Origin of the sequence: Paeniglutamicibacter psychrophenolicus, from assembly GCF_017876575.1 — a bacterium.
Taxonomy (GTDB): Bacteria; Actinomycetota; Actinomycetes; order Actinomycetales; family Micrococcaceae; genus Paeniglutamicibacter; species Paeniglutamicibacter psychrophenolicus.
In genome coordinates this window covers 2,656,885-2,679,840 of sequence record NZ_JAGIOE010000001.1, presented here as the reverse complement: position 1 = coordinate 2,679,840, position 22,956 = coordinate 2,656,885, and the positions used below count along the sequence as shown (strand labels likewise).

Annotated in this window: 15 protein-coding genes; 7 read left to right on the top strand and 8 right to left on the bottom strand. The window is 62.0% G+C overall.

Going from position 1 to position 22,956, the window contains the following annotated elements:
- Positions 1–229: 229 nt before the first annotated feature.
- The 3 genes from JOF46_RS12110 to JOF46_RS12100 are packed head-to-tail and all read left to right on the top strand — an operon-like array spanning position 230 to position 4,865.
- Complete coding sequence (locus JOF46_RS12110; RefSeq protein ID WP_209907515.1) at positions 230–1,255, top strand: 3-oxoacyl-ACP synthase III; 1,026 nt, start codon at positions 230–232, stop codon at positions 1,253–1,255.
- A complete protein-coding gene (locus JOF46_RS12105; protein ID WP_425355054.1) occupies positions 1,252–3,840 on the top strand; it encodes an alpha/beta fold hydrolase in 2,589 nt (862 codons plus the stop codon). The genes JOF46_RS12110 and JOF46_RS12105 overlap by 4 nt, the downstream gene beginning before the upstream one ends.
- Positions 3,837–4,865 carry an NAD-dependent epimerase/dehydratase family protein gene (locus JOF46_RS12100; RefSeq protein WP_209907514.1) on the top strand — a complete coding sequence of 343 codons (1,029 nt, stop codon included), beginning with the start codon at positions 3,837–3,839 and terminating at the stop codon, positions 4,863–4,865. The genes JOF46_RS12105 and JOF46_RS12100 overlap by 4 nt, the downstream gene beginning before the upstream one ends.
- Before the next feature lie 98 nt (positions 4,866–4,963).
- Here the strand turns inward: JOF46_RS12100 and JOF46_RS12095 are convergent, their stop codons facing one another.
- Entirely contained in the window at positions 4,964–6,541 is a 1,578-nt protein-coding gene (locus JOF46_RS12095) for a hypothetical protein (RefSeq protein ID WP_209907513.1), read from the bottom strand.
- Positions 6,542–7,182: 641 nt separating this feature from the next.
- On the opposite strand from JOF46_RS12095, the gene JOF46_RS12090 reads away from it, so the two are divergent.
- Both JOF46_RS12090 and JOF46_RS22740 read left to right on the top strand, forming a co-directional pair.
- Positions 7,183–8,943, top strand: a complete 1,761-nt coding sequence (locus JOF46_RS12090) for a glycosyltransferase (protein ID WP_209907512.1) — start codon at positions 7,183–7,185, stop codon at positions 8,941–8,943.
- Between the two features lie 223 nt (positions 8,944–9,166).
- Entirely contained in the window at positions 9,167–10,462 is a 1,296-nt protein-coding gene (locus tag JOF46_RS22740; protein WP_209907511.1) for a CDP-glycerol glycerophosphotransferase family protein, read from the top strand.
- Between the two features lie 94 nt (positions 10,463–10,556).
- On the opposite strand, the gene JOF46_RS12080 is transcribed toward JOF46_RS22740, so the two are convergent.
- The 4 genes from JOF46_RS12080 to ftsY form a co-directional block, all read right to left on the bottom strand.
- On the bottom strand, positions 10,557–10,895 hold the full coding sequence (locus JOF46_RS12080; protein ID WP_209907510.1) for a P-II family nitrogen regulator: 339 nt from the start codon (positions 10,893–10,895) through the stop codon (positions 10,557–10,559).
- Positions 10,892–12,223, bottom strand: a complete 1,332-nt coding sequence (locus JOF46_RS12075) for an ammonium transporter (protein WP_209907509.1) — start codon at positions 12,221–12,223, stop codon at positions 10,892–10,894. The genes JOF46_RS12080 and JOF46_RS12075 overlap by 4 nt, the downstream gene beginning before the upstream one ends.
- Positions 12,224–12,465: 242 nt before the next feature.
- Positions 12,466–13,149 (bottom strand): hypothetical protein, encoded by a 684-nt coding sequence (locus JOF46_RS12070; protein WP_209907508.1) that lies wholly within the window; start codon positions 13,147–13,149, stop codon positions 12,466–12,468.
- Positions 13,150–13,340: 191 nt separating this feature from the next.
- Entirely contained in the window at positions 13,341–14,528 is a 1,188-nt protein-coding gene (gene ftsY, locus JOF46_RS12065; RefSeq protein ID WP_209907507.1) for a signal recognition particle-docking protein FtsY, read from the bottom strand.
- A 36-nt stretch (positions 14,529–14,564) separates the two neighbouring features.
- Here ftsY and JOF46_RS12060 point away from each other — a divergent pair, with 36 nt between their 5' ends.
- Positions 14,565–15,839 (top strand): MFS transporter, encoded by a 1,275-nt coding sequence (locus tag JOF46_RS12060; RefSeq protein WP_209907506.1) that lies wholly within the window; start codon positions 14,565–14,567, stop codon positions 15,837–15,839.
- Positions 15,840–15,892: 53 nt separating this feature from the next.
- Here the strand turns inward: JOF46_RS12060 and JOF46_RS12055 are convergent, their stop codons facing one another.
- The gene (locus JOF46_RS12055; RefSeq protein ID WP_209907505.1) at positions 15,893–17,311 is read right to left on the bottom strand and encodes a glycosyltransferase family 2 protein; all 1,419 of its coding nucleotides are present in this window, start codon (positions 17,309–17,311) and stop codon (positions 15,893–15,895) included.
- A 157-nt stretch (positions 17,312–17,468) separates the two neighbouring features.
- A complete protein-coding gene (gene smc, locus JOF46_RS12050) occupies positions 17,469–21,053 on the bottom strand; it encodes a chromosome segregation protein SMC (RefSeq protein ID WP_209907504.1) in 3,585 nt (1,194 codons plus the stop codon).
- Between the two features lie 118 nt (positions 21,054–21,171).
- Between smc and JOF46_RS12045 the strand changes: the two genes are divergently transcribed.
- On the top strand, positions 21,172–22,008 hold the full coding sequence (locus JOF46_RS12045) for a serine hydrolase domain-containing protein (protein ID WP_425355053.1): 837 nt from the start codon (positions 21,172–21,174) through the stop codon (positions 22,006–22,008).
- A gap of 27 nt (positions 22,009–22,035) precedes the next feature.
- Here JOF46_RS12045 and mutM read toward each other — a convergent pair whose 3' ends face one another.
- Entirely contained in the window at positions 22,036–22,953 is a 918-nt protein-coding gene (mutM, locus tag JOF46_RS12040) for a bifunctional DNA-formamidopyrimidine glycosylase/DNA-(apurinic or apyrimidinic site) lyase (protein ID WP_209907502.1), read from the bottom strand.
- Positions 22,954–22,956 lie beyond the last annotated feature (3 nt).

Sequence of the window (22,956 nt, the reverse complement as noted above, 5' to 3'; positions counted from 1 at the left end):
CGATTCCAGCCCCCGAATTCCGGCCTGATTGCGCATGCTTCCCGGTTCCATGGAAGGCACCGCTTGGCGCGCCACCATCGGCAAAGGGCGCGCCCGTGTGTGGCGCGGGGCCCGGCAGGGAATACGGTAGGAGGAGGACAACCTTTATCGTTGGATTCCCCGATGACCCCGACGACCATATTCTGCGCGGCCGGCACCGGCACGACAGCCCCGACACAAAGGCTAGATTTTGAACGGCAATGCAACGTTTAGGCACGACAACGCGGCCCTTTTGGCCGTCACCAGCGTGCAGGCCCCCAGGGTCCTGAGTTCGGCCGAATTCGACGAACGTCTGGCCCCCAGCCTCAAGCGGTTGCGCCTGTCCAAGAAACTCCTTGAACGCGTCTCCGGTGTCGTGGAACGCCGTTGGTGGTCCGAGGGCACCAGCTTCGACGACGCAGCGGTGGAGGCAGGCGGCAAGGCCATGGCCGAGGCCGGCATCGAGGCGGGCCAGATCGGCCTGCTGATCAACACCTCGGTGACCCGGCGCAACCTGGAGCCTTCGGTTGCCTCGAAGGTGCACAACGATCTCGGCCTGCCTTCCTCGGCGATGAATTTTGACATCACCAATGCCTGCCTGGGCTTTGTCAACGGCATGACCCTGGCCGCGAACATGATCGATTCCGGGCAGATCAAATACGCGCTGGTGGTGGCAGGCGAGGACGCCCAGACCACCCAGGAAACCACCTTTGCCCGGCTCAACGCCGAGGATTCGACCCGCGAGGACTACCTGAACCAGTTCGCCACCCTCACCCTGGGCTCGGGTGCCGCCGCCGCGGTGATCGGCCCGGCCGACGCACACCCCGGTGCCCACCGGATCGTGGGCGGAGTCTCCCGCGCCGGGACCGAACACCACGAACTGTGTGTGGGCGGCCTGAACGGCATGTACACCGATACCAAGGGACTGCTGGACAACGGACTGGAATTGGTGGTCAACGCCTGGGACGAGGCGCACCATGCCGGGTGGAACTGGCGGTCAATGGATCGCTACGTGACCCACCAGGTTTCCAATTCCTACACCAATGCCATTATCAAGGCCGTGGGCCTGGTCCGGGACCGGGTGCCGATCACGTTCCCCAAGTGGGGCAATGTCGGGCCGGCCTCGCTGCCCATGACCCTTTCCCAGGAAGCCAAGACCTTGAAGCCCGGTGACCGGGTCTTGTGCATGGGTGTCGGCTCGGGCCTGAACACCGCCATGCTGGAGCTTGCCTGGTGACCGAGATCTTCCCCGGTGTCGCTCGCCGGTACTCCCGCCGCGTCCAGGTTCCCTCCACCACGGCGGCGGATGCACCGGGCACCAGCCACCAGTGGCACCTGCTGGACAACGAATCCGAACTCAAGGACAAGGGCATCGAACCGGTGGGCACGCTGCTGTGCGTGCACGGCAACCCCACCTGGTCCTACCTCTGGCGCGGCCTGCTGAACCACGTCTCCGCCCACGAGCTGCCCTGGCGCGTGGTGGCGGTGGACCAGCTGGACATGGGCTTCTCCGCCCGCACGGGCGTGTTCCGCCGGCTCGCGGACCGGGTCAACGACCTGGGCGACCTGACCACCACGCTGGGGATCACCGGCCCGGTCACCACGGTGGGACACGACTGGGGAGGACTCATCTCCCTGGGCTGGGCCCTGGCACACCAACAGCAGCTGGCCAACGTGGTTCTCACCAACACCGCGGTTCACCCGGCCGGCTTCGAGCTGCCCGCCGCCCTGCGCCTGGCATCCCACCCCGCGGTGCACGGCTGGGGAACCAAGAGAACCGATGCGTTCCTGCGCACCACCCACTCCCTGGCCCACCCGGCCCTGAAGCCGGAGGTCCGCAAGGCCTTCATGGCGCCCTACACCAACGCCAACCGGCGCACCGGGGTCGGCAACTTCGTTGCCGACATCCCCTTCACCGAGGACCACCCCAGCCGTCCCGCGCTCGAGGCAACCGCCGAGGGCATCAAATCGCTAAAGGTCCCGGCCCTGCTGCTCTGGGGCCCCAAGGACCCGGTCTTCTCCGACCGCTACCTGCGCGATCTCATGGGCCGACTCCCCCACGCCGCGGTTCACCGCTTCGAGGGAGCCGGCCACCTGCTGCCCGAGGACCGCGACATCGCCACCCCGGTCTTTGACTTCCTTGGCCACAACAACGAATCGAAAGCCGCCCACCGCGCGCAGGCCCTGGCCGTCTACCGGCCGATGCTGGCCGAACTGGACTCGCGCACCGAAGACAACAGCACTGCGGTCGTTGACATCAACCCGCCGCGGTCCCTGTCCTGGTCGCAGCTGGGCCAACGGGTCAATGCACTGGCCGGCGGACTGGCCGGGATCGGGGTCAAGCCCGGTGACCGGGTGAACCTGCTGGTGCCCCCGGGCATTGAGCTGACCTCGCTGATCTATGCCTGCCTGCGCCTGGGCGCCGTCATTGTCGTGGCCGACGCAGGTCTGGGAACCCAGGGACTGGGACGGGCCATCCGCGGGGCGGGCCCCGGCTACCTCATTGGAATCGACCGGGCGCTGACCGGTGCCAGGTTCCTGGGCTGGCCCGGAACCCGGATCGCCGTTCAGGACATGCCAAGCGCCAAACGCAAGCTGCTCGGGGTGGCACACACCATCCCCGAGCTGCTCGAGGCAGGAAGCCAAGCAACACCAGCGGGCACGGATTTCGCCCCGGCGGACCCGGACGCGGACGCCGCGGTGCTCTTCACCTCAGGTTCCACCGGACCGGCAAAGGGTGTCGTGTACACCCACCGGCAGCTGGCCGCGATGCGGGACACCCTGCGCGAGACCTACGACCTGAAGGCCGGCTCGGCCCTGGTGGCCGGGTTCGCCCCGTTCGCGCTGCTCGGCCCGGCCCTGGGTGCCACCTCGGTGACCCCGGACATGGATGTCACGGCACCGCGCACGCTCACCGCCGGCGCCCTGGCGGATGCCGCCGCCGCCGTGGATGCGACCGCGGTGTTTGCCTCCCCCGCGGCCCTGGCCAATGTCCTGGAAACCCAGGATTCCTTGGATGCATCCCAGCGCCGTGTCTTGGAAGGCATCTCACTGATGCTTTCGGCCGGAGCCCCGATCCCGGAGCCATTGCTCGCCAAGGTCCAGGACCTGGTTCCCAATGCCAGGGTGCACACCCCCTACGGGATGACCGAGGCCCTTCCTGTCACCGACATCGACCTGGACGGTATCCGTGCCGCCGGATCGGGCAACGGGGTCTGCGTGGGCACCCCGGTCGCCGGGGCACAGGTTTCCATTGCCCCGCTGGACGCCAGCGGGAAAGCGGGCGACACACCGGAAACCACCGCCAACCTCACCGGTGAGATCCTGGTCCGTGCCCCGCACGTGAAGGACCGCTACGACAGGCTCTGGATCACCGAACAGCTCAGCACCTCGATCCCCGGCTGGCACCGCACCGGGGACGTGGGACACCTCGATGACGCCGGACGCCTCTGGGTCGAGGGACGGCTGGGCCACGTGCTCAACACCCCCACCGGACCCAAGACCCCGGTCGCGGCCGAGCAGGCCGCCGAATCCGTAACAGGCGCCGGACGCGCCGCATTGGTCGGCGTGGGCCCCACGGGGACACAGGCCTCCGTGGTGGTCATGGAGACCGTTCCTCCGGCTCGCCGCGCGGCACCCGCACCCGAGGCACTGGCCCAGGCCGTGCGTGTCGCGGTCGCCCGCACCGGGACCAAGGTCTCGGCGGTGCTGGTGGTCCCGGTGCTGCCCACCGACATCCGGCACAATTCCAAGATCGACCGGGCCGCACTGGCCACATGGGCCACCACCACGTTGGCCGGGGGAAGGATCCGCAACCCATGAGCGCCGAGCTGATTCCCGAGGCCCCGCGCCATGTGCTGGTAACCGGAGCCAGCGGGCTGCTCGGCGGGGCCGTGGCCACGCTGCTGCGGGCCAAGGGGCACCAGGTGCGAACCTTCCAGCGCCGTGCCTCAACGGCAGCCACGGACGAGGTGCTGGGCTCGCTGACAGATCCGGCCGCGGTCCGCCGTGCCGTGCGCGGCATGGACGCGGTCATCCACCTGGCGGCCAAGGTCTCCTTCACGGGTTCCTGGCACGACTTCGTGGCCACCAACATCACCGGAACCAACACCCTGCTCGAGGCGGCCAGGGACGCCGGGGCCAGGGACTTCGTGTTCGTTTCCTCCCCCTCGGTCGCCCACTTCGGCGAACCGCTGGCCGGAGCCGGGGCCGGGGTTGCCGACCCGGACCGGGCCCGCGGGAACTACGCCCGGTCCAAGGCGGCCGCCGAGCTCAATGCGCTGGCCCAGGACGCACCGGGTTTCCGCGTGACGGCCATCAGGCCGCACGTGGTCTGGGGCCCGGGCGACACCCAGCTGGTGGAACGCATGATCGAGCGGGCCAGGGACGGCAGGCTTCCGTTGCTGGACCAGGGTGCCGCGCTGATAGACACCACCTACATCGACAATGCCGCCGGTGCCATCGTGCGCGGGCTCGAGCGCATGGAACACGCCCACGGCCGTGCCCTGGTGGTCACCAACGGCGAACCGCGGCCCGTGGGCGAGCTGATCGCCGGGATCTGCCGGGCCGGCGGCGTGCCGGCACCGCGCCTAAGCGTCCCTGGCTGGCTGGCGCGCGGCGCGGGCTCGGTCATTGAGCGCTTGTGGCTCGCGGCCGGGTCGCGGAACCTGGTGCACGACGAACCACCCATGACCAAGTTCCTCGCCGAACAGCTCTCCACCGCGCACTGGTTCGACCAGCGCGAAACCCGGGAGGTCCTGGACTGGGAGCCGAGCGTGGGCCTTGACGAGGGGTTGAAGCGTCTCGCCGCCCACTATGGCGGCCTGGGACCCGGGAATTCTTCCTGACCACCGGAGGCCAAGCTGAAAACCTGCCCACGGTTTCAAGATCGAGGCGTGGGTCAGGTGATGGTGGCCGAGGACGGAGGCTTGACGCTGGGAGGCCGCTATCCCCCTAAGAATTCGAAGAGCTGCTGCCGCCCACGGAGCGTGTCCTCCTCGCGCACCCCGGTGTCGGGCCGTTCGCCAACCCAGCTGAATTGCGGATCATCGGCAAGGACCACTGCGTCCTTCTCGACCACAATCACCCATCGTGCGCCGTATTTAGTCATGAGTTCGGCCCTGCGCCGGGAATCCGTATTCGCCCTGAAGAATTCCTGCGAATCGGCACGCCGCTCCCGCTCGACGTCGCCCAAAAACGGGTCCGGCCACGCGGTCATGACAGTAAATATCCCATATCCGGGCGCCATTGCCCGTGCGTCCCAGTTGGTGGTCATCACCGACTCTCCCGGTTCGGCATGCGCAGTCAGCCAGCGGTAGTCACCCTTGGTCATGCGCGATCCGAAAGTTTTATCCAGTGCCGCGGGGTAGGCACCTGGCAACAAAAGATTGAGGAATCCGCTTTGGAAAAACACCCCGCCCAAGATGACAACACATGCGGCTGCCGCATATAGCCGCTGGATTCGTTTGCGTCCGCCACCCAGCCACTGGGCTACGGCAATGCCCACGGCAATCTGGCTCAGCAGCGCCACCGGAGGAAAGATCCTGGCCAAAAAATAATTTCCGCTCACGCCTCCATAAACGAAGACACCCAGGCAAATCAGGACGGTGAGCACCAAGGGGTCGGCCTTGTCCTTTGCCAGTCGATAGACCAGCACAGGGACGGCGACAAGCAACAACGAGTACCGCTTCACCAAGTCTGTGTAGAGCGGCTTATGCACCGCATTGAAGCCTTCCACCCCGCCGGTTGAGGAGAGCAGGTTGAACCACGGCCACACCAGAATCGATGACAGTACGACGGCCACTATCACGGCGAAACATATCAATGTGTTCCGGGTAAGCCTGCGGTGGTGCCTCAGCACGTACAGCCCCGCGTATAGGCAGACACCCACGGCCGTGAATTGGTGGGACAGGACGACTAATGCTCCGCCCACGGCGATGAATAGTGTGAGCGAGGCCCGCGAATGTGAATCACCCGTTCGAAAGAGAAGCCTGGAGAGCCATACCCAAAGCCACATCCCCATGCCAACGGCAAAAGTCGATGGGTAGGCAATCGACGCAATGAGGCTTGGGAACGAGATGAATCCGCTCCAGTAGAGGAATCCAGTGCCCCAGAGGAAGAACACCGCTGCCAGCGAAAAGATCGGTGCCTTCCGGTTGTCAGTCATTGTGCCCACAAAGGCCCCAAATCCGGTCAGAAACAGAACCAGGTTCACGACGGCCGCGAGTCGCAGAACGGCGAACGTCCCCAAGCCGGTGACTTTCTCCACGGCGGCCCAGAGAACCATGTACGGCGAAAAATAGGGATTTCCCAGCCCGTTCTCGTTCACCATGGGATCCCGAGGGGCCCAGAAATTTGCCTGCAGTTGTTCGAGTGTGGCCGCGTGCACGAACAGATCGTTCGAGGCAGGGAGCACCACAATGACCGGGATGAAGAAAGCTCCCAGAACCAGGCAAGTCCACAAATACGGTGTCAAAACAAAAGGGGCGCGCACCTGTTCAATATACGGAGCTTGCGCGGCCAATCCGAATCACCGATCAATAGGATCCATTTTCCTTCGTCACGATGTGGATTCTTCATGCCTCCAGCCAATGTTCCCGGGTCCGTTTGGCTGGAGCCCTCGATCCAAGACGGCACGATCCGAGCTCGGATCGTGCCCTCGGCGAGGTGCCCGAACTAGCTTGACGCCGGAATTTCCGCGTGCCTGGCAGACTCCATGCCATCGGCCACACCCCCTGGCCAATCTCTCACCGAGCACCACGCGATAAGACAAACCTTCAACACCGCCCCGCCTGCCATCGTCAGGGCAGCATGGCGTCGGAAGTCGAAGGGAAGACGTGCTTGCATATGCAATTCGTGGATACTGCGTCCTCAAATCGGTGCCGGTTCAGGTGGATAAGTTCCTGCTTTTCCACGGTCCTTCGAAACTTGACCCTGGACCACTGTGATAGTCCATCACCTAGGTAAAGGCCTACACAATTCGCGAAAAGAGAGTCCGCTCTCGTGCAGCACCAAGGATCAACGGCTACGGTGGTCGAAGGCAACCTGCAACCGATCCACGCAACCAAGGAGCCTTAGTCAATGCAATCCAGTCCAACGCACAATCATTTGAGCCACGTGGTAAGCCAGCCGGCACAGTCCCACTGGGCGCCAAGGGCTGCACTCATGGTCACGTGGGCGGTCGAACTGGGTTTCGGCGGCATGACCGCCATGTGCCTGAAGCGTGCCGGGCTCTTCCACGAGCGGGGCGTTCCCAGCGCCGTGGTGACCTTCGACGCAAACCCCGGGCTCGACGAAATTCGCACGTCTCTGAAGGCCAACGGAAAGCTCCACCCCGGGGTTCCGCTGCTCAATCTCCATGAGTACTACGCCGAGCAAGCTCCAGCCACGGCAGGAGGTCGCGAGCTGACGTTGCGCGACGCCGGGATTCCCTGGACCGAGGCCGCGCGGCTCGACCGGTCGATTGACGGGTCCTTGTTCTGCATCGATTACGCATCCACAGGTAACGACAAGTTGTCAAAGCATGAATACCATCGACGCGACGGCAGTGTGTACTTGGTGGATGCAACGCTCCCTTCCCCGCACGATCCCGACGAAGCAGTCAGGACGCTGCAGCTTCTGACCGCCGACGGAAGCGTCCAATACGAATTCACCAGTGCCGCTCGGCTCTACCGCCATTGGCTAACGGAACTCGTCGACAGAAGCAATGCCGATGTGATCATTGACAGCAAGTTCGCGGCGGGATTCCTCTTCGTATGGCAGCACCCCACCGCACTGAAGTTCGTCAACTTCCACAGCACGCATGTCACCGCCGGACAAGACACGCTCACCGGGAAGCTGTCGCCGGCCCACCGGAAGATCATTGACAACCGCGACGCCTGGGACGGCATCACCTTCCTGACCGAATCCCAGCGCACCGCCTTTGTGCAGAGGTTCGGCGACGGTTCCAACACCGTGGTCATCAGCAACCCCGTGGACGGGCCCGCCGTGTTGCCTGCATTCGAGGACCGGGAACCGGGCAAGGTGCTCCACGTGGGCCGGTTCACCAAGGGCAAGAACATCGGGGCGGTCATAGACATCGTCAACGCCGTGGCCGCGACAAACGTTCCTGTCCACCTGGACCTGATCGGGGATGGGGACCAACGCCCGGTCCTGGAAGAACACGTCGATCACCTCAATATCGGTCACCTGGTGAGCTTCCACGGGCACGTCCATGATGTGCCACGGCGCCTGGCGAAGGCAGGTGTCCTGCTGCTGTGCAGCAAGTTCGAAGGGCAATCGCTGGCGATCCTCGAGGCCCAGGCCCACGGCTGTGTACCGGTCGCCTACGACGTGGACTTCGGTCCCCGGGACGTCATCGAGGATGGACGCAACGGTTTCCTGATCCCCTTTGGCGACCAGGAAGCGGCCGCCAGGGCCGTGGCCCGGCTCCTGGACGATGATGCGTTGTGCGCCGAGATGTCTGCCCACGCGTTCCAAACGGCCAGGCAATACAGCAGCGAGAAGATCTTCACCCAATGGAAGGAAGCCCTCGAAATGGCCCGACTGAACAAGAAGAACCGCGAGGTCCTCGCGGCTGCCACGGTTCGGCTGGCCGGGCTGCGGTTCCATGCGGACGGTGACACCGACCTGGAGGTCGCCGTCAACACCGGCTCCGAACAGCTTGGGGGCCTCACGCTCGTTGTCACCGAACGGGGAACCGACGCCAGCCAGGGAAAGACGTTCGAACCGTACAGCGAATCGGATGGCATCTTCGGTTTCAGGATTCCCTCCTCGTTGCGCGCCCAACTTCCGGGTTCCGATGCGTTGGACATCAACGCCGTCCTTGACGTTGGCGGTCTGACTCGCACCATACGCCTCGGCGCCACGCCCAAACCGGCTTCTGTGCCCTATTTCACCGCCTACGGAAACCTGAGCTTCAAATAGCGAGAGGAATCCCCGTCTTCGCGCGCCAGGATCCGCGGACCGCGGCTACCAGCCCCGCCCTATCAATACTCACTTCTGTGCCGGAAGATTGGTTCCATCAAGCTCACCCTCATGAAGCACACAGGTTGCGATGCCAGCTTTGAGGGCAAGGCACATATTGAATTTCCCGTTTCTCGCCGGACGTTGTGCCGGCCGGAGAACGGGCATGAAAAGACGGAAGCAGGTGACCGGCACGATGAAGGATTGGTTGAGCCAACAGCTCAAGGCAGCGATCAGCTCCAAACCGGGCCTCAAGACCAGAAGATGGCTTGGCCTGGGCACGGCAACCGTTGCCAATCACGAACTGGACCATATTCCGGTGGCCGGAGACGTCGTGGTCTACTTCAGCGACGTGGTCAACAAGGCCTACCAACTTGAACAGTGGATCCCCACCTTGGAGAAGCTCCACGAGCTCCACCGAGTCGTGCTCGTCTTCCGGAAGGTGCCCACGATGCGCCATTTCAGGAAGTTGACGGACCTCCCCAAGATCTACGTCCGCCGTTTGGACGACCTCGTGAACTTCTACAACTTCAACGATTTCAAGCTTTGCCTCTACGTCAACAACGGTGTGGCGAATTTCCAGTCCCTGAGCGCCAGCAGACCGGTACACGTCCATGTCAACCATGGCGAGAGCGACAAGCTTTCAATGGTCTCGAACCAAGCGAAGGCCTACGACAAGATCTTTGTTGCCGGCCCGGCCGCCGTTGAACGCCACAAGGCGGTCCTACTGGATTTCGACCTGGACAAACTTCTCAGCGTTGGCAGGCCACAGTTGGACTCGCGTTTTGAGTCCGAACTTCCCGCATTCACCGGCAGGACCGTGATGTATGCGCCCACGTGGGAAGGTGAGAACGATGCAAACAACTACACCTCCATGGATCTCTTTGGCGAGAGGATCATCGAGGCATTGGTGGCCCTCCCAGACACGCGGGTCATCTACAAGCCTCATCCACGCATCCTGACGTCAACGACATCCGCAGTCGCAAGTGCACACACGCGGATCAGTGAAATCCTTGAAGAACACAACACCGCCGGCGCCCAACACGTGATTGCCGAAGCCCAGAACATCCTGGCGCTCTTCGAAGACATTGACGCGTTGGTCACCGATGTGTCGAGCGTGGGCCTGGATTTCCTGTACTTGCACCCGGCAAAGCCGCTGATTCTCACCGATCGTCGAAACGACTTGGAGAAGCTGAATCGGGAAGTTCCCGTCAGCAGGGCATGCCCGGTGATCAGCGATTCAACCCAAGACTCCTTGCTCGCCTCAATGGCCACGCATCTCAACGCGGCCCCGAGTGAGGAACGCCTGCAGATGCGTGCGTTCTATTTTGGGGATCGCCAACGCGGCTCGTCAACAACGGACTTCATCGGGGCGATCGACACACTGATCAAGGGCCGGGAACAGCAGTTGCAGTCATACGAGCTCCGTGGCAGCGCCGTGGACTCAACAGACTCCGGCGACGACGGGGACGACTCCTGACTCCCTCCTCGCCGTTCAACGAAGCAGACACACAGAAATGCGGGTTGGTCCATTCATTCAGAATGGACCAACCCGCATTCTCGTATTCGTCGGACTACACCGCGGCCATGCCGCGCTCCCCGGTGCGGACCCGGATCACTTCTTCCACGTGGGTGACCCAGATCTTCCCGTCACCTGCGCTGCCGGTGTTGGCCGTGGAGATCAAGACATCCAGGATGTCGTCGCAGGAGTCCTCTTCCACCAGGATTTCGAGGCGGACCTTGGGAAGGAGGTCGACCGTGTATTCGGCGCCCCGGTAGACCTGCGTGTGTCCGCGCTGCCGACCGTAACCGCTGGCTTGGCTGATGGTCATACCCTGGACTCCGTAGGACTCGAGTGCCTCCCGGATCTGGTCGGTCTTTTCGGGCCGGATGATGGCTGTCACGAGTTTCATGCGTTGACCTCTTCCTTGACTCGATCCGCATCCTTGTCGGCGGCGGTGGACTTCAGGTGTGCCGACGTGGCCGGGTGCGGGACGAAGGTGCCGCCGGTGCCCAATCCACCGAACTCGTAGCCGGTCTCGGCGTGCTGCATCAGGTCGATGCCGGCGATTTCGTGCTCGGTGGTGATACGGAAGCCCATGGTCTTGTGAATGGCAAGGCCGATGATGGCTGTCATGATGGCAGTGAAGGACATGACCACCAGGCAGGCAACGATCTGTGCCCAGAGCTGGCCGAACCCGCCGCCGTAGAAGAGTCCGCCACCCACCCCGTCAACGGGAAGGGCAATGAATCCCAGCGCCACGGTTCCAATGATGCCGGAGACCAGGTGCACACCCACCACGTCAAGGGAATCGTCGTAGCCCCAGCGGTACTTCAGCCCCACGGCCAAGGCCGAGGCGACCCCGGCAACGATGCCCAATCCAATGGCGGCAACCGGAGTGATGTTGGCGCAAGCGGGGGTGATGGCCACCAGACCGGCCACGATACCTGAGGCAGCACCCAAGGAGGTGCTGTGGCCATCACGAAGGCGCTCGACCAAGATCCAGCCCAGCAATGCTGCAGCGGGGGCTGCCAAGGTGTTCACCCAGATCAATCCGGCTTCCTCGGCGGTACTGGCGGCGCCGCCGTTGAATCCGAACCATCCAAACCAGAGAAGGGCCGCACCAAGCATGACGAAGGGGATGTTGTGGGGACGCTGGCTCGGATCTTTTCCGAATCCGCGGCGCTTGCCAAGGATGAGCGCCAAGATCAATCCGGCAACGCCGGCGTTGATGTGCACCACGGTGCCTCCGGCGAAGTCAATGGCCTCGCCCACCACCGAGCCGATGGCGCCGTCGGCGCCGAGGATGCCGCCGCCCCACACCCAGAAGGCGATCGGTGCGTAGACCACGGTCACCCAGACGGGAACGAATACCATCCAGGCGCTGAATTTTGCGCGGTCCGCCACGGCCCCGGAAATCAGTGCAACGGTGATGATCGCGAAGGTCGCTCCGTAACCGGCGGCAATGAAGCCGTCGGTGCCGAGCATGGATCCCATCCCGAACCCGTCTGCCGGATTTCCCATGAGGCCGCCAAGGCTTGCGCCTCCGCCTGCCATGGAGTTGCCCCAGAGCACCCACACCACGGTGACGAGGGCAATGGCCGAGAAACTCATCATCATCATGTTCAGCACACTCTTGGCCCGGGTCATGCCCCCGTAGAAGAATGCCAGTGCCGGGGTCATCAGCAGGACGAGCGCGGCACACACCATCATCCATACCTGAGTCGTTGTTAGCTCCATGTCTAACGCCTCCCTGAATCGCTCGCGAGTCTTTCTCGCCTGATTCAAGAATTCCGTGGCGGTGTTACATGCGATTCGACCAACCGTTTCGCGGTGGTTACCGAATCGGCTTTGAAGTAAAAGGCTCGTGTCTGTCACATTGCGTGCTTGTTTCCGAATCTTGGTGGCATGAGAAAGGCGGCCACGTTCTGCGTGGCCGCCCAACATTAAATGAATGCTCGAATGAGGACTTCTATACCTGTCTACTTGAGCATCGAAATCTTTTCCACTTGGAAATACGGCACAGTTGTGCTGCCACCGATCTGGGTGTCATAGCTCAACGAACCCAACGATGTCGCAGTCATCTTGACCTGATCATCGGCCACAAAATCATCCAAGGCGGGACAATCCTCGACACCGTCGCCAGCAGTAAATAGCGAATTGTACTCATAATCCCAAGTTTCGTATTTCCGGGAGTTCGCAATATTAGCGCGGAAAGAACATGTACCTGTGGCTGCATCAAATTGTGTGATTTCACCATAGACAACAATCACGTCACCCTTGTAGTTGTCCGGGTTTTTGACAAGCTTTGCTAGTTTGCGGGCACTGACTGGCTCTGCGTTCCTAATCGCCAGTTTGCTCTTTTTTGCTGCAGCGGCTGCCGCCTCTGCCTCAGCTTTAGCACTTGCCTCCGCTTCGGCTTCTGCAGATGCCTCAGCGGCCAGCTCATCTGCTTCGGCTTGTGCAGCAGCTGACGATTCGGCAGCAGCCTGTTCTTCGGCGAGAGCCGATTCTTGTGCAGCTTCATAAGATGACGCAGCAGCTTTCCTTGTTTGTTCAGCCTTCAGCGCTTCAGCAGATGATTGGGCGGCCGCCGACTGACTGATATCTGATTGGTTCGTTGAGCCTCCACACCCAACCAAGGCAAGCGCAAGCCACAAAGTCATCCCCAAACGCAATAACTTCCCCACAATATTCCCCCCAAGTTATTCCAGACTTCCCCGTGTCTAAAGATCTACACCCCGTCCACCCGAAGATCAATGCTTCATACCCAATTTCTCTGGATATGCGAACGGCGGCCATGTATGGTTCCATGACCGCCGTTCGCAGGCATCAAAGGTGTCTCTGATCTGCAGGATTAATCCAGTAGTGCGTCGACGAACGCTTCGGCATCAAACGGTGCCAGGTCGTCCGGGCCTTCGCCCAGGCCGACCAGCTTGACCGGAACACCGAGCTGACGCTGGATGGCCACGACGATGCCGCCTTTGGCGGTGCCGTCGAGCTTCGTGAGGACGATGCCGGTGACGTTGACGACCTCGGAGAAGACCTTGGCCTGGTTCAGGCCGTTCTGCCCGGTGGTCGCATCCAGGACCAATAGGACCTCGTCTACGGTTGCCTTCTTTTCAATGACTCGCTTGATCTTGCCAAGTTCGTCCATCAGGCCGACCTTGTTCTGCAGGCGGCCGGCGGTGTCGATCATGACGATGTCGACCTCCTGCTCGATGCCGGCGGTCACTGCCTCAAAGGCAACGGATGCCGGGTCGGCGCCATCGACGTCGGACTTGACGGTGGGTACCCCCACGCGGTCGCCCCAGGTGGCCAGCTGTTCGGCTGCAGCGGCACGGAAGGTATCGGCTGCACCGAGGAGGACGTCCTTGTTCTCCGCAACCAGCACTCGGGCCATCTTGCCGATGGTGGTGGTCTTGCCGACGCCGTTGACGCCAACAACCATGATCACGTTCGGGCGATCCGCATGGCGAACCGGGATGAAGTTGCGGTCCATGGTCGGGTCGACCAGCTTGATGAGTTCCTCGCGGAGCATGTCGTGGACCCGCTGCGGGTCCCGACTGCCTTCAACCTTGACACGTTCGCGCAAGGCGTCCACGAGCTCAAGGGTCGGTTCGGTGCCCAAATCTGCCAAGAGCAAAGTCTCTTCGATTTCGTCCCAGACGTCTTCGTCGATCTTGTCCTGGCTCAAAAGGGCGAGCAAGCCCTTGCCCAGGACGGTGTTGGACTTGCTCAGGCGGGCACGCAGCCGCGCCAGACGCCCCTGGACCGGTTCGGGGACATCGGTGGGGACGAGCACCTTGCCGGCGGTTTCGTCCACAATTTCGATTTCCGCGGCCTCGGCCGGGACCAATGCCTCCGGGGCTTCGGTGGATGGTGCATCTGTGGTGAGCGTTGGCGCTGGGTCGTTGGCGTCGCGCGGACCGGTGTACGTTCCCTTGGGTGCCTTACGGCCACGCACAAGGAAGAAGGCAGCACCAATACCGATGACGGCAACCACTGCAACGAGGACAATGATCAAGTTAAGTTGTTCTGACACTGTCCTAGCTTCTCACAGACTAAACTTGTCTTACCTATGCCTAAGAATGCTTCGACTTCCGATTTCCCAGAAAAACCGGTTAATCCGGATTTACGGAAATTGCCGTCGGTCCCCCGAGAAATCCGCGTCCTTGTCGCGGCCGCCTTTGTTGTTGCCTTGGGATTTGGGCTCATTGCTCCGATCCTTCCCCAATTTGCCACCAGCTTTAACGTCGGTGTTGCCGCCGCCAGCGTCATTGTCAGCATCTTCGCTTTTGCCCGGCTGATCTTCGCACCCGTCAGCGGGAAGCTGACCGATCGGCTGGGGGAACCCACCGTCTATGTCACTGGTGTGTTGATTGTCGCCGCCTCGACGATCCTGTGCGGCTTTGCGCAGTCGTACACCCAGCTACTCATTTTCCGCGGATTGGGCGGACTGGGCTCAACCATGTTTACGGTCTCGGCCATGGCCCTGATTGCCCGGATGTCGCCGAGGGAGATCCGGGGCCGGATCGCCGGGTTGTATTCCGGTTCGTTCCTGCTGGGAAATGTTGCAGGGCCGGTGCTGGGCTCCTTTGCGGCCGGCATGGGTTTCCGGATTCCGTTCTTCATTTACGGCGGTGCACTCATTGTTGCCGCATCAATCGTCTACTTTTCCCTGTCGCATTCACGCGGGGCCACCGAGAAAAGTGCAGCTGAAGAAGCCGTCGCGGTTGAACGAATCCCGTTGTCCGAGGCCTGGGGCGCTGCCTCCTTCAAGGCGGCGCTGGTGTCCGGGTTCACAAACGGCTGGATGGCCTTTGGCGTACGGATGTCCTTGATCCCGCTCTTTGCCGTCGCCGCGTTTGCCTCGAAGGGAACGTTGTTGGCTGGCCTGGCGCTGGCAATCTTTGCCGTTGGCAACGGTGCGGCGTTGACCGTCGCCGGCAGGCTCACCGACACCTACGGACGGAGGCTCCCGATTCTGGTGGGGCTGTCGATCGCGTCGCTCTCCACGGCCGCAATCGGCTGGGTCGACAACATCCCGTGGTTCATTGCTCTATCCGTCATTGGCGGCGTCGGCACCGGTCTCATGGGGCCGGCCCAGCAGGCTGCCATTGCCGATGTGGTGGGTCAAGGACGAAACGGAGGCAAGGTCTTGGCTACATTCCAGATGGCCACGGACTTTGGTTCCATCATTGGCCCTATCCTTGCTGGCCTCATTGCCGACCAAGTGGGCTTCGGATGGGCATTTACCGTTAGCGGAGCCTTGGGCTTCTTCGGTGTCTTGGCCTGGCTGCTGGTCAAGGAGAAGCGCGAGACTTCAAACCTGGACACACCCACAATCAGTTAGCCAAAAACCCAATATTCAGGCAACGCCTCACACAGTTGACGTAGGCTGCAGGACTAGTCCGGTCGGACCTCAGGAGTGGAAATTCGCACGCTGAAGTACCCGTTCTTGGTTTGGTAAGGTTCAAGCTGACCGCCGGCAACGTACGTTCCCTGTGCTGCAGCCAAACGTCGGTTGGGACCCGAAAGTTCCTCCGTGATCGACTGCACAAAAAAGTCGAGGATGCCAAAGGCACGTGAAGGGCAAGGCATGGTCCAAGTGAACTCACCGTTAGCCACGATGAGTATGGCTTCCGCGGTTATGATACCTCTCTTGCCACGCGGCTCCGCGGTAATCCGGACCCTATCAAGTCCTGTTCCTGGCACCATTCCTGTGATCACGAGGGCGCCGTCCACGACGACTGCAGCACCCACTGTAACGGGCTGAGTCAGCACGGCTTCCAGCTCGTTCGTTGCCAGAACAGCTGACATGTCTTTACTGCGAATCGCTTCAGTCTTCCGGTGATGGATATCGGCGAGACGTCCGGAGAGCTCGGCTGAGATGAAGGCCTCGAGGAAAGCCGCATGGGCTTCCAGCCACTGCCCTCGGATCTTCTCGGAATAGCGTTTGAATCGCGGAGGTTCATAGATCTTGAGGCCCTTACGGGCCCAAAGAGACAGGACCATGGATTCTGCTAGTTCCTGGCTTTTCGCCATCGCATTTATGATGGAGGCAATTTTCCCGATCGAAGCTGTATATTCGTGCGGCACCAGGGGACGAAAACTGATATTCGAGCCATCGGCCCGCTTCCTCAGACTGTAGAAATCAAAGTCTGAAATCACCCCGATCCTTTTCGCCTTCAGATAGCATGCCACCATGAACATGCCGTCCTCAAGCCTCACCGGTTCCTCAACAAATCGAAGTTGATTAGATTCGATAAGTGAACGTGACACAAGCTTCTGCGGTGTCAATGACTTAAGCGCCTGGAGTGGCGTCGCTGATGGATTTGTCTTTGCATACAAGCTTGAGGTCTGCTTACGTCCACCGATACCCACGACCTTGGGCATGACTACATCCAGCTGGTGCTGTTGGGCGAACTCAGCCATCCTCCTTAACGCTTGGGGTGCAAGGAGGTCGTCCGCATCAGCAAAGAAGACATAGGTGCCACGGCTCAGCCCGAGTGCGACATTTCTCGGCTTTCCCGCCCATCCACTGTTCTCTTGATGAATCACATGAAAATGGCTGAACCGTTGGGCGTAGTCATCCAGTATCGCCCCGCTGGAATCCGTCGATCCGTCGTCGACGGCAATGACTTCAAAATTCTTCGACGGCAGATCCTGGGCTACCAAGCTATCGAGCATCGCTGGAAGGTACTTTTCCGTGTTGTAAACGGGAAGAATGACACTGACAATAATGCCCGTAAGCTTTGCCGTGTTCGAATAGGAGAAACGGGAAAAAGCTTTCGATCCCTTGGCAAATAGTTTTCTTAAGGTCATCTGTTCCCCACACCTCAATTATTGGCGAGCTACGCCCATCCCGCTCAGCAGTAACCTCCAACACTAGATGATCCGATAGACAAAACCCTGGTCGTGAACTGTGGCTTCGCCCAGAGTTGAGATCCGTACGACGTCGAATAGCAATCCCGACGCCAGCCTATGCGCTTTGGGCTTCCGCGCGATCAACGCGTTGGCTGATCACCATGGAAACTCCGTCTCCACGCATGGTCACGCCGTAAAGCGCATCCGCGACTTCCATGGTGCGCTTCTGGTGGGTGATCACAATCAACTGGCTCGACTCGCGCAGCTCCTCAAAAATCGTGATCAGCCGACCCAGGTTGGTGTCGTCCAACGCCGCTTCCACCTCGTCCATGACGTAGAAGGGTGAAGGCCGGGCCTTGAAGATGGCTACCAGCAAGGCAACCGCCGTCAGCGACCTTTCCCCGCCCGAGAGCAGGGAGAGGCGTTTGATCTTCTTCCCTGCGGGGCGTGCCTCGACTTCGATGCCGGTGGTGAGCATGTTGTCCGGGTCGGTAAGGACAAGACGTCCCTCTCCCCCGGGAAAGAGACGGCCGAAGACCCGCTCGAATTGCGCCGCGGTGTCGTTGTAGGCCTCGGTGAAAACCCGCTCGACCCGCTCGTCAACGTCCTTGATGATGTCCAGCAGGTCCTTGCGACTGTTCTTCAAGTCCTCCAACTGGGAGGTCAGGAACTTGTGCCGTTCCTCGAGCGCGGCGAACTCTTCCAATGCCAACGGGTTTACCCGGCCCAAGGCCGAAAGGTCCCTTTCGGCCTTCTTCAGCCGTTTTTCCTGCTCGGCACGGTCAAAGGCAATTCCCTCGGGAACTGTGTTGCCCTCGTCGTCGACTTCCTGGCGGAGGGCGGCCCACTTGTCATCTTCAGGGGGCGGCTGGGGCACCGGCAGGTGAGGCCCAAAGTTTTCAACGAGGTGCTCGCTGGTGAGCCCGAGTTCCTCAATGGACCGGTTCTCGAGCGTCTCGATCCGCAGGCGCTGCTCGGCGCGCGCCATTTCGTCGCGGTGCACCGAGTTGGTCAGTTCGGCCAGTTCGTGGCCCAGTTTGTCCACCCGCGCGCGGACCAGTGAAAGTTCTGCTTCCAGTTCTTCGCGCCGCTGCTGGAGCTGCTCCCGTTCCCTGTCTGCAAGCTCGATCGACACGTCCATGAAGGTAATGACGCGCTGGACCTTGGTCGAGACCTCTCGAGCTGCCAATGCCTGGCTTCGGCGGATCTCGGCGCGGCGCTGTGCCTCGGCACGAGCCCGGCGTTCGGTCTCCGCCGCCCGCTTCAGCGACTCGACGCGGCCGCGCAACGCGTTGGCGCGTTCCTCCGCACTGCGCAGTGCCAAGCGGGCGTCGAGTTCCTTCTGCCGGGCCGCGGAGGCGGCAGCAGCAAGCTCGTCGCGTTGGTCCGTTTCGGGTTCGTGGTCTTCGGGTGCTTCCTGGGCCATGTCCAGGCGTTCGACAAGTTCGGCGAGTTTTTCCTGCTCCACTTCGAGCTTTTCCTGCGCCACAGTGATCTGTTGTTCGAGGCGTTCTCGCTCACCGTGGCCCTGGCGCAGCAAGGAACCAAGATGCTCCATGCGCTGGGCCACGGCGGAGATCCTGGCATCGGAATCGTGCAGCCGGCTCAGCGCCGCATCCGCGGCTTCCTCCGCCGCCATGAGCTGGGCGGTGAGATCCGCGGCTTCGAGGCGCATGGCTACGAGCTTCTCGTCAACCACTGACAGCTCGACCTCGGTTTCACTGATGGCGGCGTTCTGTTCAATCAAGGAGGGGGCGGCCGTGGTTCCGCCGCTGGCGGTGCCCGAGGTAAGGAGGTCTCCGGCCAGTGTCACGGCCCTCAAATGCGGGTCGTTCTCCAGCAGCTGCCGGGCTTCGGATAGGTCGGCCACGACCACCGTGGAGTGAAGCAGGTGCGATAGCGTTCCAGCCAGCGCCTCGGGGGTTCCGATGACCTCAAGGACGTGCTTTCCAAGGGGAGCTGCAATGTTGGGCGGTGTTGCTGCATCCAGGTTGCCGTTGACCAAGTGCACCCGGCCGCCGTCGGTTTCCCGCAGGTCCCCAAGGATTGCCAAGGCGTGGTCAAGTTCCTTCACGGCAATGGCTTCGGCAACCGGACCCAAGGCAGCGGCAACGGCAACTTCATAGCCGTTTTCAACCTCAAGGTATTGCGAAAGACGACCCAACAAACCTTCGTGTCCACCGGCAAGGATTTCTTCGGAGGCATCCTTGCGGACTGCCCCCATGCGCAGCGCCTCAAGCCTTCCTCGCAGGGCACCGAGCGTGGTTGCAAGTTCCTGCTCGGCCACCCGCTGGGCATCCATCTTGGCCACCAGGGCCTCGTGGCGGTCGGCTGCATTCTCATAGGCCGTGTCTAGGTCCTCCTCGCCGCCCTGGACGGAGGCGGCCTGTTGTTCGAGGGCGGCAAACTCGTTCGCGGTTCCCTCGCGGCGCTCGGCCCAGCCCGTCAGGGACTGCCTCAGGCGGCCCAGTTCCCCTTCGGTGGCTTCGGCCTTGCTGCGGGATGCGCCGATCTGTCCGGCCAGCCGCGCCAATCCTTCGCGGCGGTCAGCGGCCGTGCGCAATTCGTTGGTCAGGCGCTGTTGCTCCGCGTGGGCGGCTTCCTCGGCTTCCGTTTTGGTTTCGAGTGCCTCTTCCAGCAGCTCCTGGCGCATCTCAAGGTTTTCTTCCAGTTCCTCGAGTTCGTCGCCGAGGCGTTCGGCCTGCGACTCCAGCCTGTCGGGATCGCGGCTTGGGTCGAATTCGGGGCCGTCGGTACCCAGCAGGCGTGAGCGTTCGGCCGACAAAGCACCCAGGGACCTGAATCGTTCTCTGGTGGACGTCAGCCCGAACCAGAGGTCCCGGGACTTGTTTAGTGCCGGAGTGGCGTGTGCGGCGGCCACCTCCAGGCCGGTGAGTTCCGTCCTGGATTCTTCAAGCCGTCCTTGGACGACCTGCTGGGCAGCCCGCTGGGTGGCCTCGTCGGCAATGTCTTTTTCCAGGGCCGTGCGCAGCGTCACCAGGGTGTCTGCCATGAGTCGAGACTTGGCATCCCGCACCTCGAATTGGACGGCCTGTGCGCGGCGGGCAATCTTGGCTTGTTTTCCCAAGGGGGTGAGCTGGCGGCGGATTTCACCGGTGAGGTCCTCGAGCCGGTTCAGGTTCCCCTGCATGGCGTCGAGTTTTCGAACGGTTTTTTCCTTGCGGCGCCGGTGCTTGAGCACGCCGGCTGCTTCCTCGATGAACCCACGGCGGTCCTCGGGTGTGGCATGCAGGATCCGATCCAACTGCCCCTGGCCGACAATCACGTGCATTTCGCGGCCAAGGCCGGAATCAGATAGAAGCTCCTGGATGTCCAGCAAGCGGCAGGAATTGCCGTTGATGGCGTACTCGGAGCCGCCCGCGCGGAACAGGGTTCTGGAGATCGTGACTTCGGCGTATTCAATGGGTAGCGCGCCGTCGCTGTTGTCTATCGTCAGCGAGACGTGGGCGCGCCCCAACGGCGCCCGGCCGGAGGTCCCTGCGAAAATGACGTCTTCCATCTTGCCGCCGCGCAGCGTCTTGGCACCCTGCTCCCCCATGACCCAAGCCAAGGCGTCCACGACGTTCGATTTGCCCGAACCGTTGGGCCCCACCACCGCGGTGACACCCGGTTCGAATTCAAAGGTCGTCGCCGAGGCGAAAGACTTGAATCCGCGAACGGTGAGTGTTTTCAAATGCACGTGGGGGCGTCCTGGGTATTTGGTGGCTAAAGTGGTCGATGGGCTGCCTTCCATCCTATCGAGTCGCTCCGACTCGATGGCGTAGGTCAAGCCCGGCGTATAGGTATTTTCATCACGGATGCTAGGAGCAGACCCCTTGAAGAGTCTTTTGGCCATTGATTCATGGCCTTCGACACATGCGGCCTCCGCCGTTGTTGCTGCGGACGGAACGGTCTTGGGATCGCATGGCGATGCGGATCATCGCTTTGCGCTGGCCTCGGTCACCAAGTTGCTCAGTTCCTATGCGTTCCTGGTGGCCCTTGAAGAGGGTGCCTTTGAGCTTGACACCCCGGCCGGTCCCGAGGGATCCACGGTCAAGCATCTGTTGGCACACACCTCCGGCTACGACTTTGCCGAACGCAAGGTGCGCTTTGCCCCCGGGGACCGGCGCCTGTATTCAAATGTCGGCTTTGAGGTGCTTGCAGAGACCCTGGAACAGGCCACGGAGATGAGCTTCGCGGACTACCTGGGCGAGGCGGTCCTGCAGCCCCTGGGCATGGATTCAACGTCCCTCGACGGCAGCGCTGCCGCGGATGGCATCTCCACGCTGGGCGACCTGGTGCTATTCGCAACCGAATTGCAGAGTCCCACGCTCTTGGATGTGCAAACCCATTCCCAAGCCACGCACGCGGTGTTCCCGGGGCTTTCCGGGATCCTGCCCGGTTATGGGCGCCAAACCGACAATACCTGGGGCCTGGGTTTCGAAATACGTTCCGAGAAGTCCCCGCACTGGACCGGGCTGTTGAACTCGCCGGAGACCTACGGACACTTTGGCCAGGCCGGCACGTTCCTGTGGGTAGACCCGGCATTGGACGCCGCCTGCGTGACGTTGACAGACAAGCCCTTTGGTCCGTGGGCAGTGGAAGCGTGGACACCGTTCAACGACAAGGTTGTTTCCGAGATCAGCGGTAGGTAAATGTGAAGCCCCGCTGGACAGATCGGCCTAGCGGGGTTTGCGCTGGCACCTGGGGCAGCTGTAGGAAGATCGCCCCATGAACGGGTCGCGACGAATCAGCGACATGAGGCCTTGCTCGGCGCAGCGCAGGCACTGCTTGCCTTCACGGCCGTAGGCGTTCAATGACCGGTCAAAGTATCCGGAAGCTCCGTTGACGTTGACATAGAGCGCATCGAAGCTGGTGCCGCCCGCGTCCAGCGCCCGGCCCATGACGTCTACAAGCGCGGCGTGAAGCCGGGCAACGTCCGGACGGCGGATCGTGGCCGTGGAGCGCAGCCCATGGAGCTTGGCCACCCACAGGGCCTCGTCCGCGTAGATGTTGCCCACACCGGAGATCACTTGCTGGTCGAGGATGGCGCGCTTGAGCTGTGTGTTTTTCTTGCGCAGGGCTTCATAGAGCGTTTCGGGAGTGGACGCCGGGTCCAGCACATCCCGAGCTATGTGCGCGGCAGCCTCCGGGATCAATGGATCCTCGGACCCGATGCCACCCGGGAAATGGTCACCGGTTTGCACCATGGGCGAGAGAAACATTCCGCCAAAGATTCTTTGGTCAATGAACCGCAACTGGCCGGGTTTGTTGGCCTCACTGGATAGTTCGAGGCGCACCTTGAGGTGCTTTTCATCCGGTGCCGCGGGTTCCTCCACCAGAAGCTGACCGCTCATGCCCAGGTGCGCCACCAGTGCGCTGGGGATGGACAATCCGTCCAACGGCATCCAGAGGAATTTTCCGCGGCGCACGGCACCCGAAATGCGAGCGTGGGTGAGGCTCGCGGCGAAGTCGGATGGACCGTCCACGTGTCGCCGGACGGACCGCGGGTCAACAACCTGGACCGACTCGATGGTGCGGCCAACGACCCAGTCATCCAGGCCGCGCCGCACCACCTCTACTTCAGGCAGTTCTGGCATTGC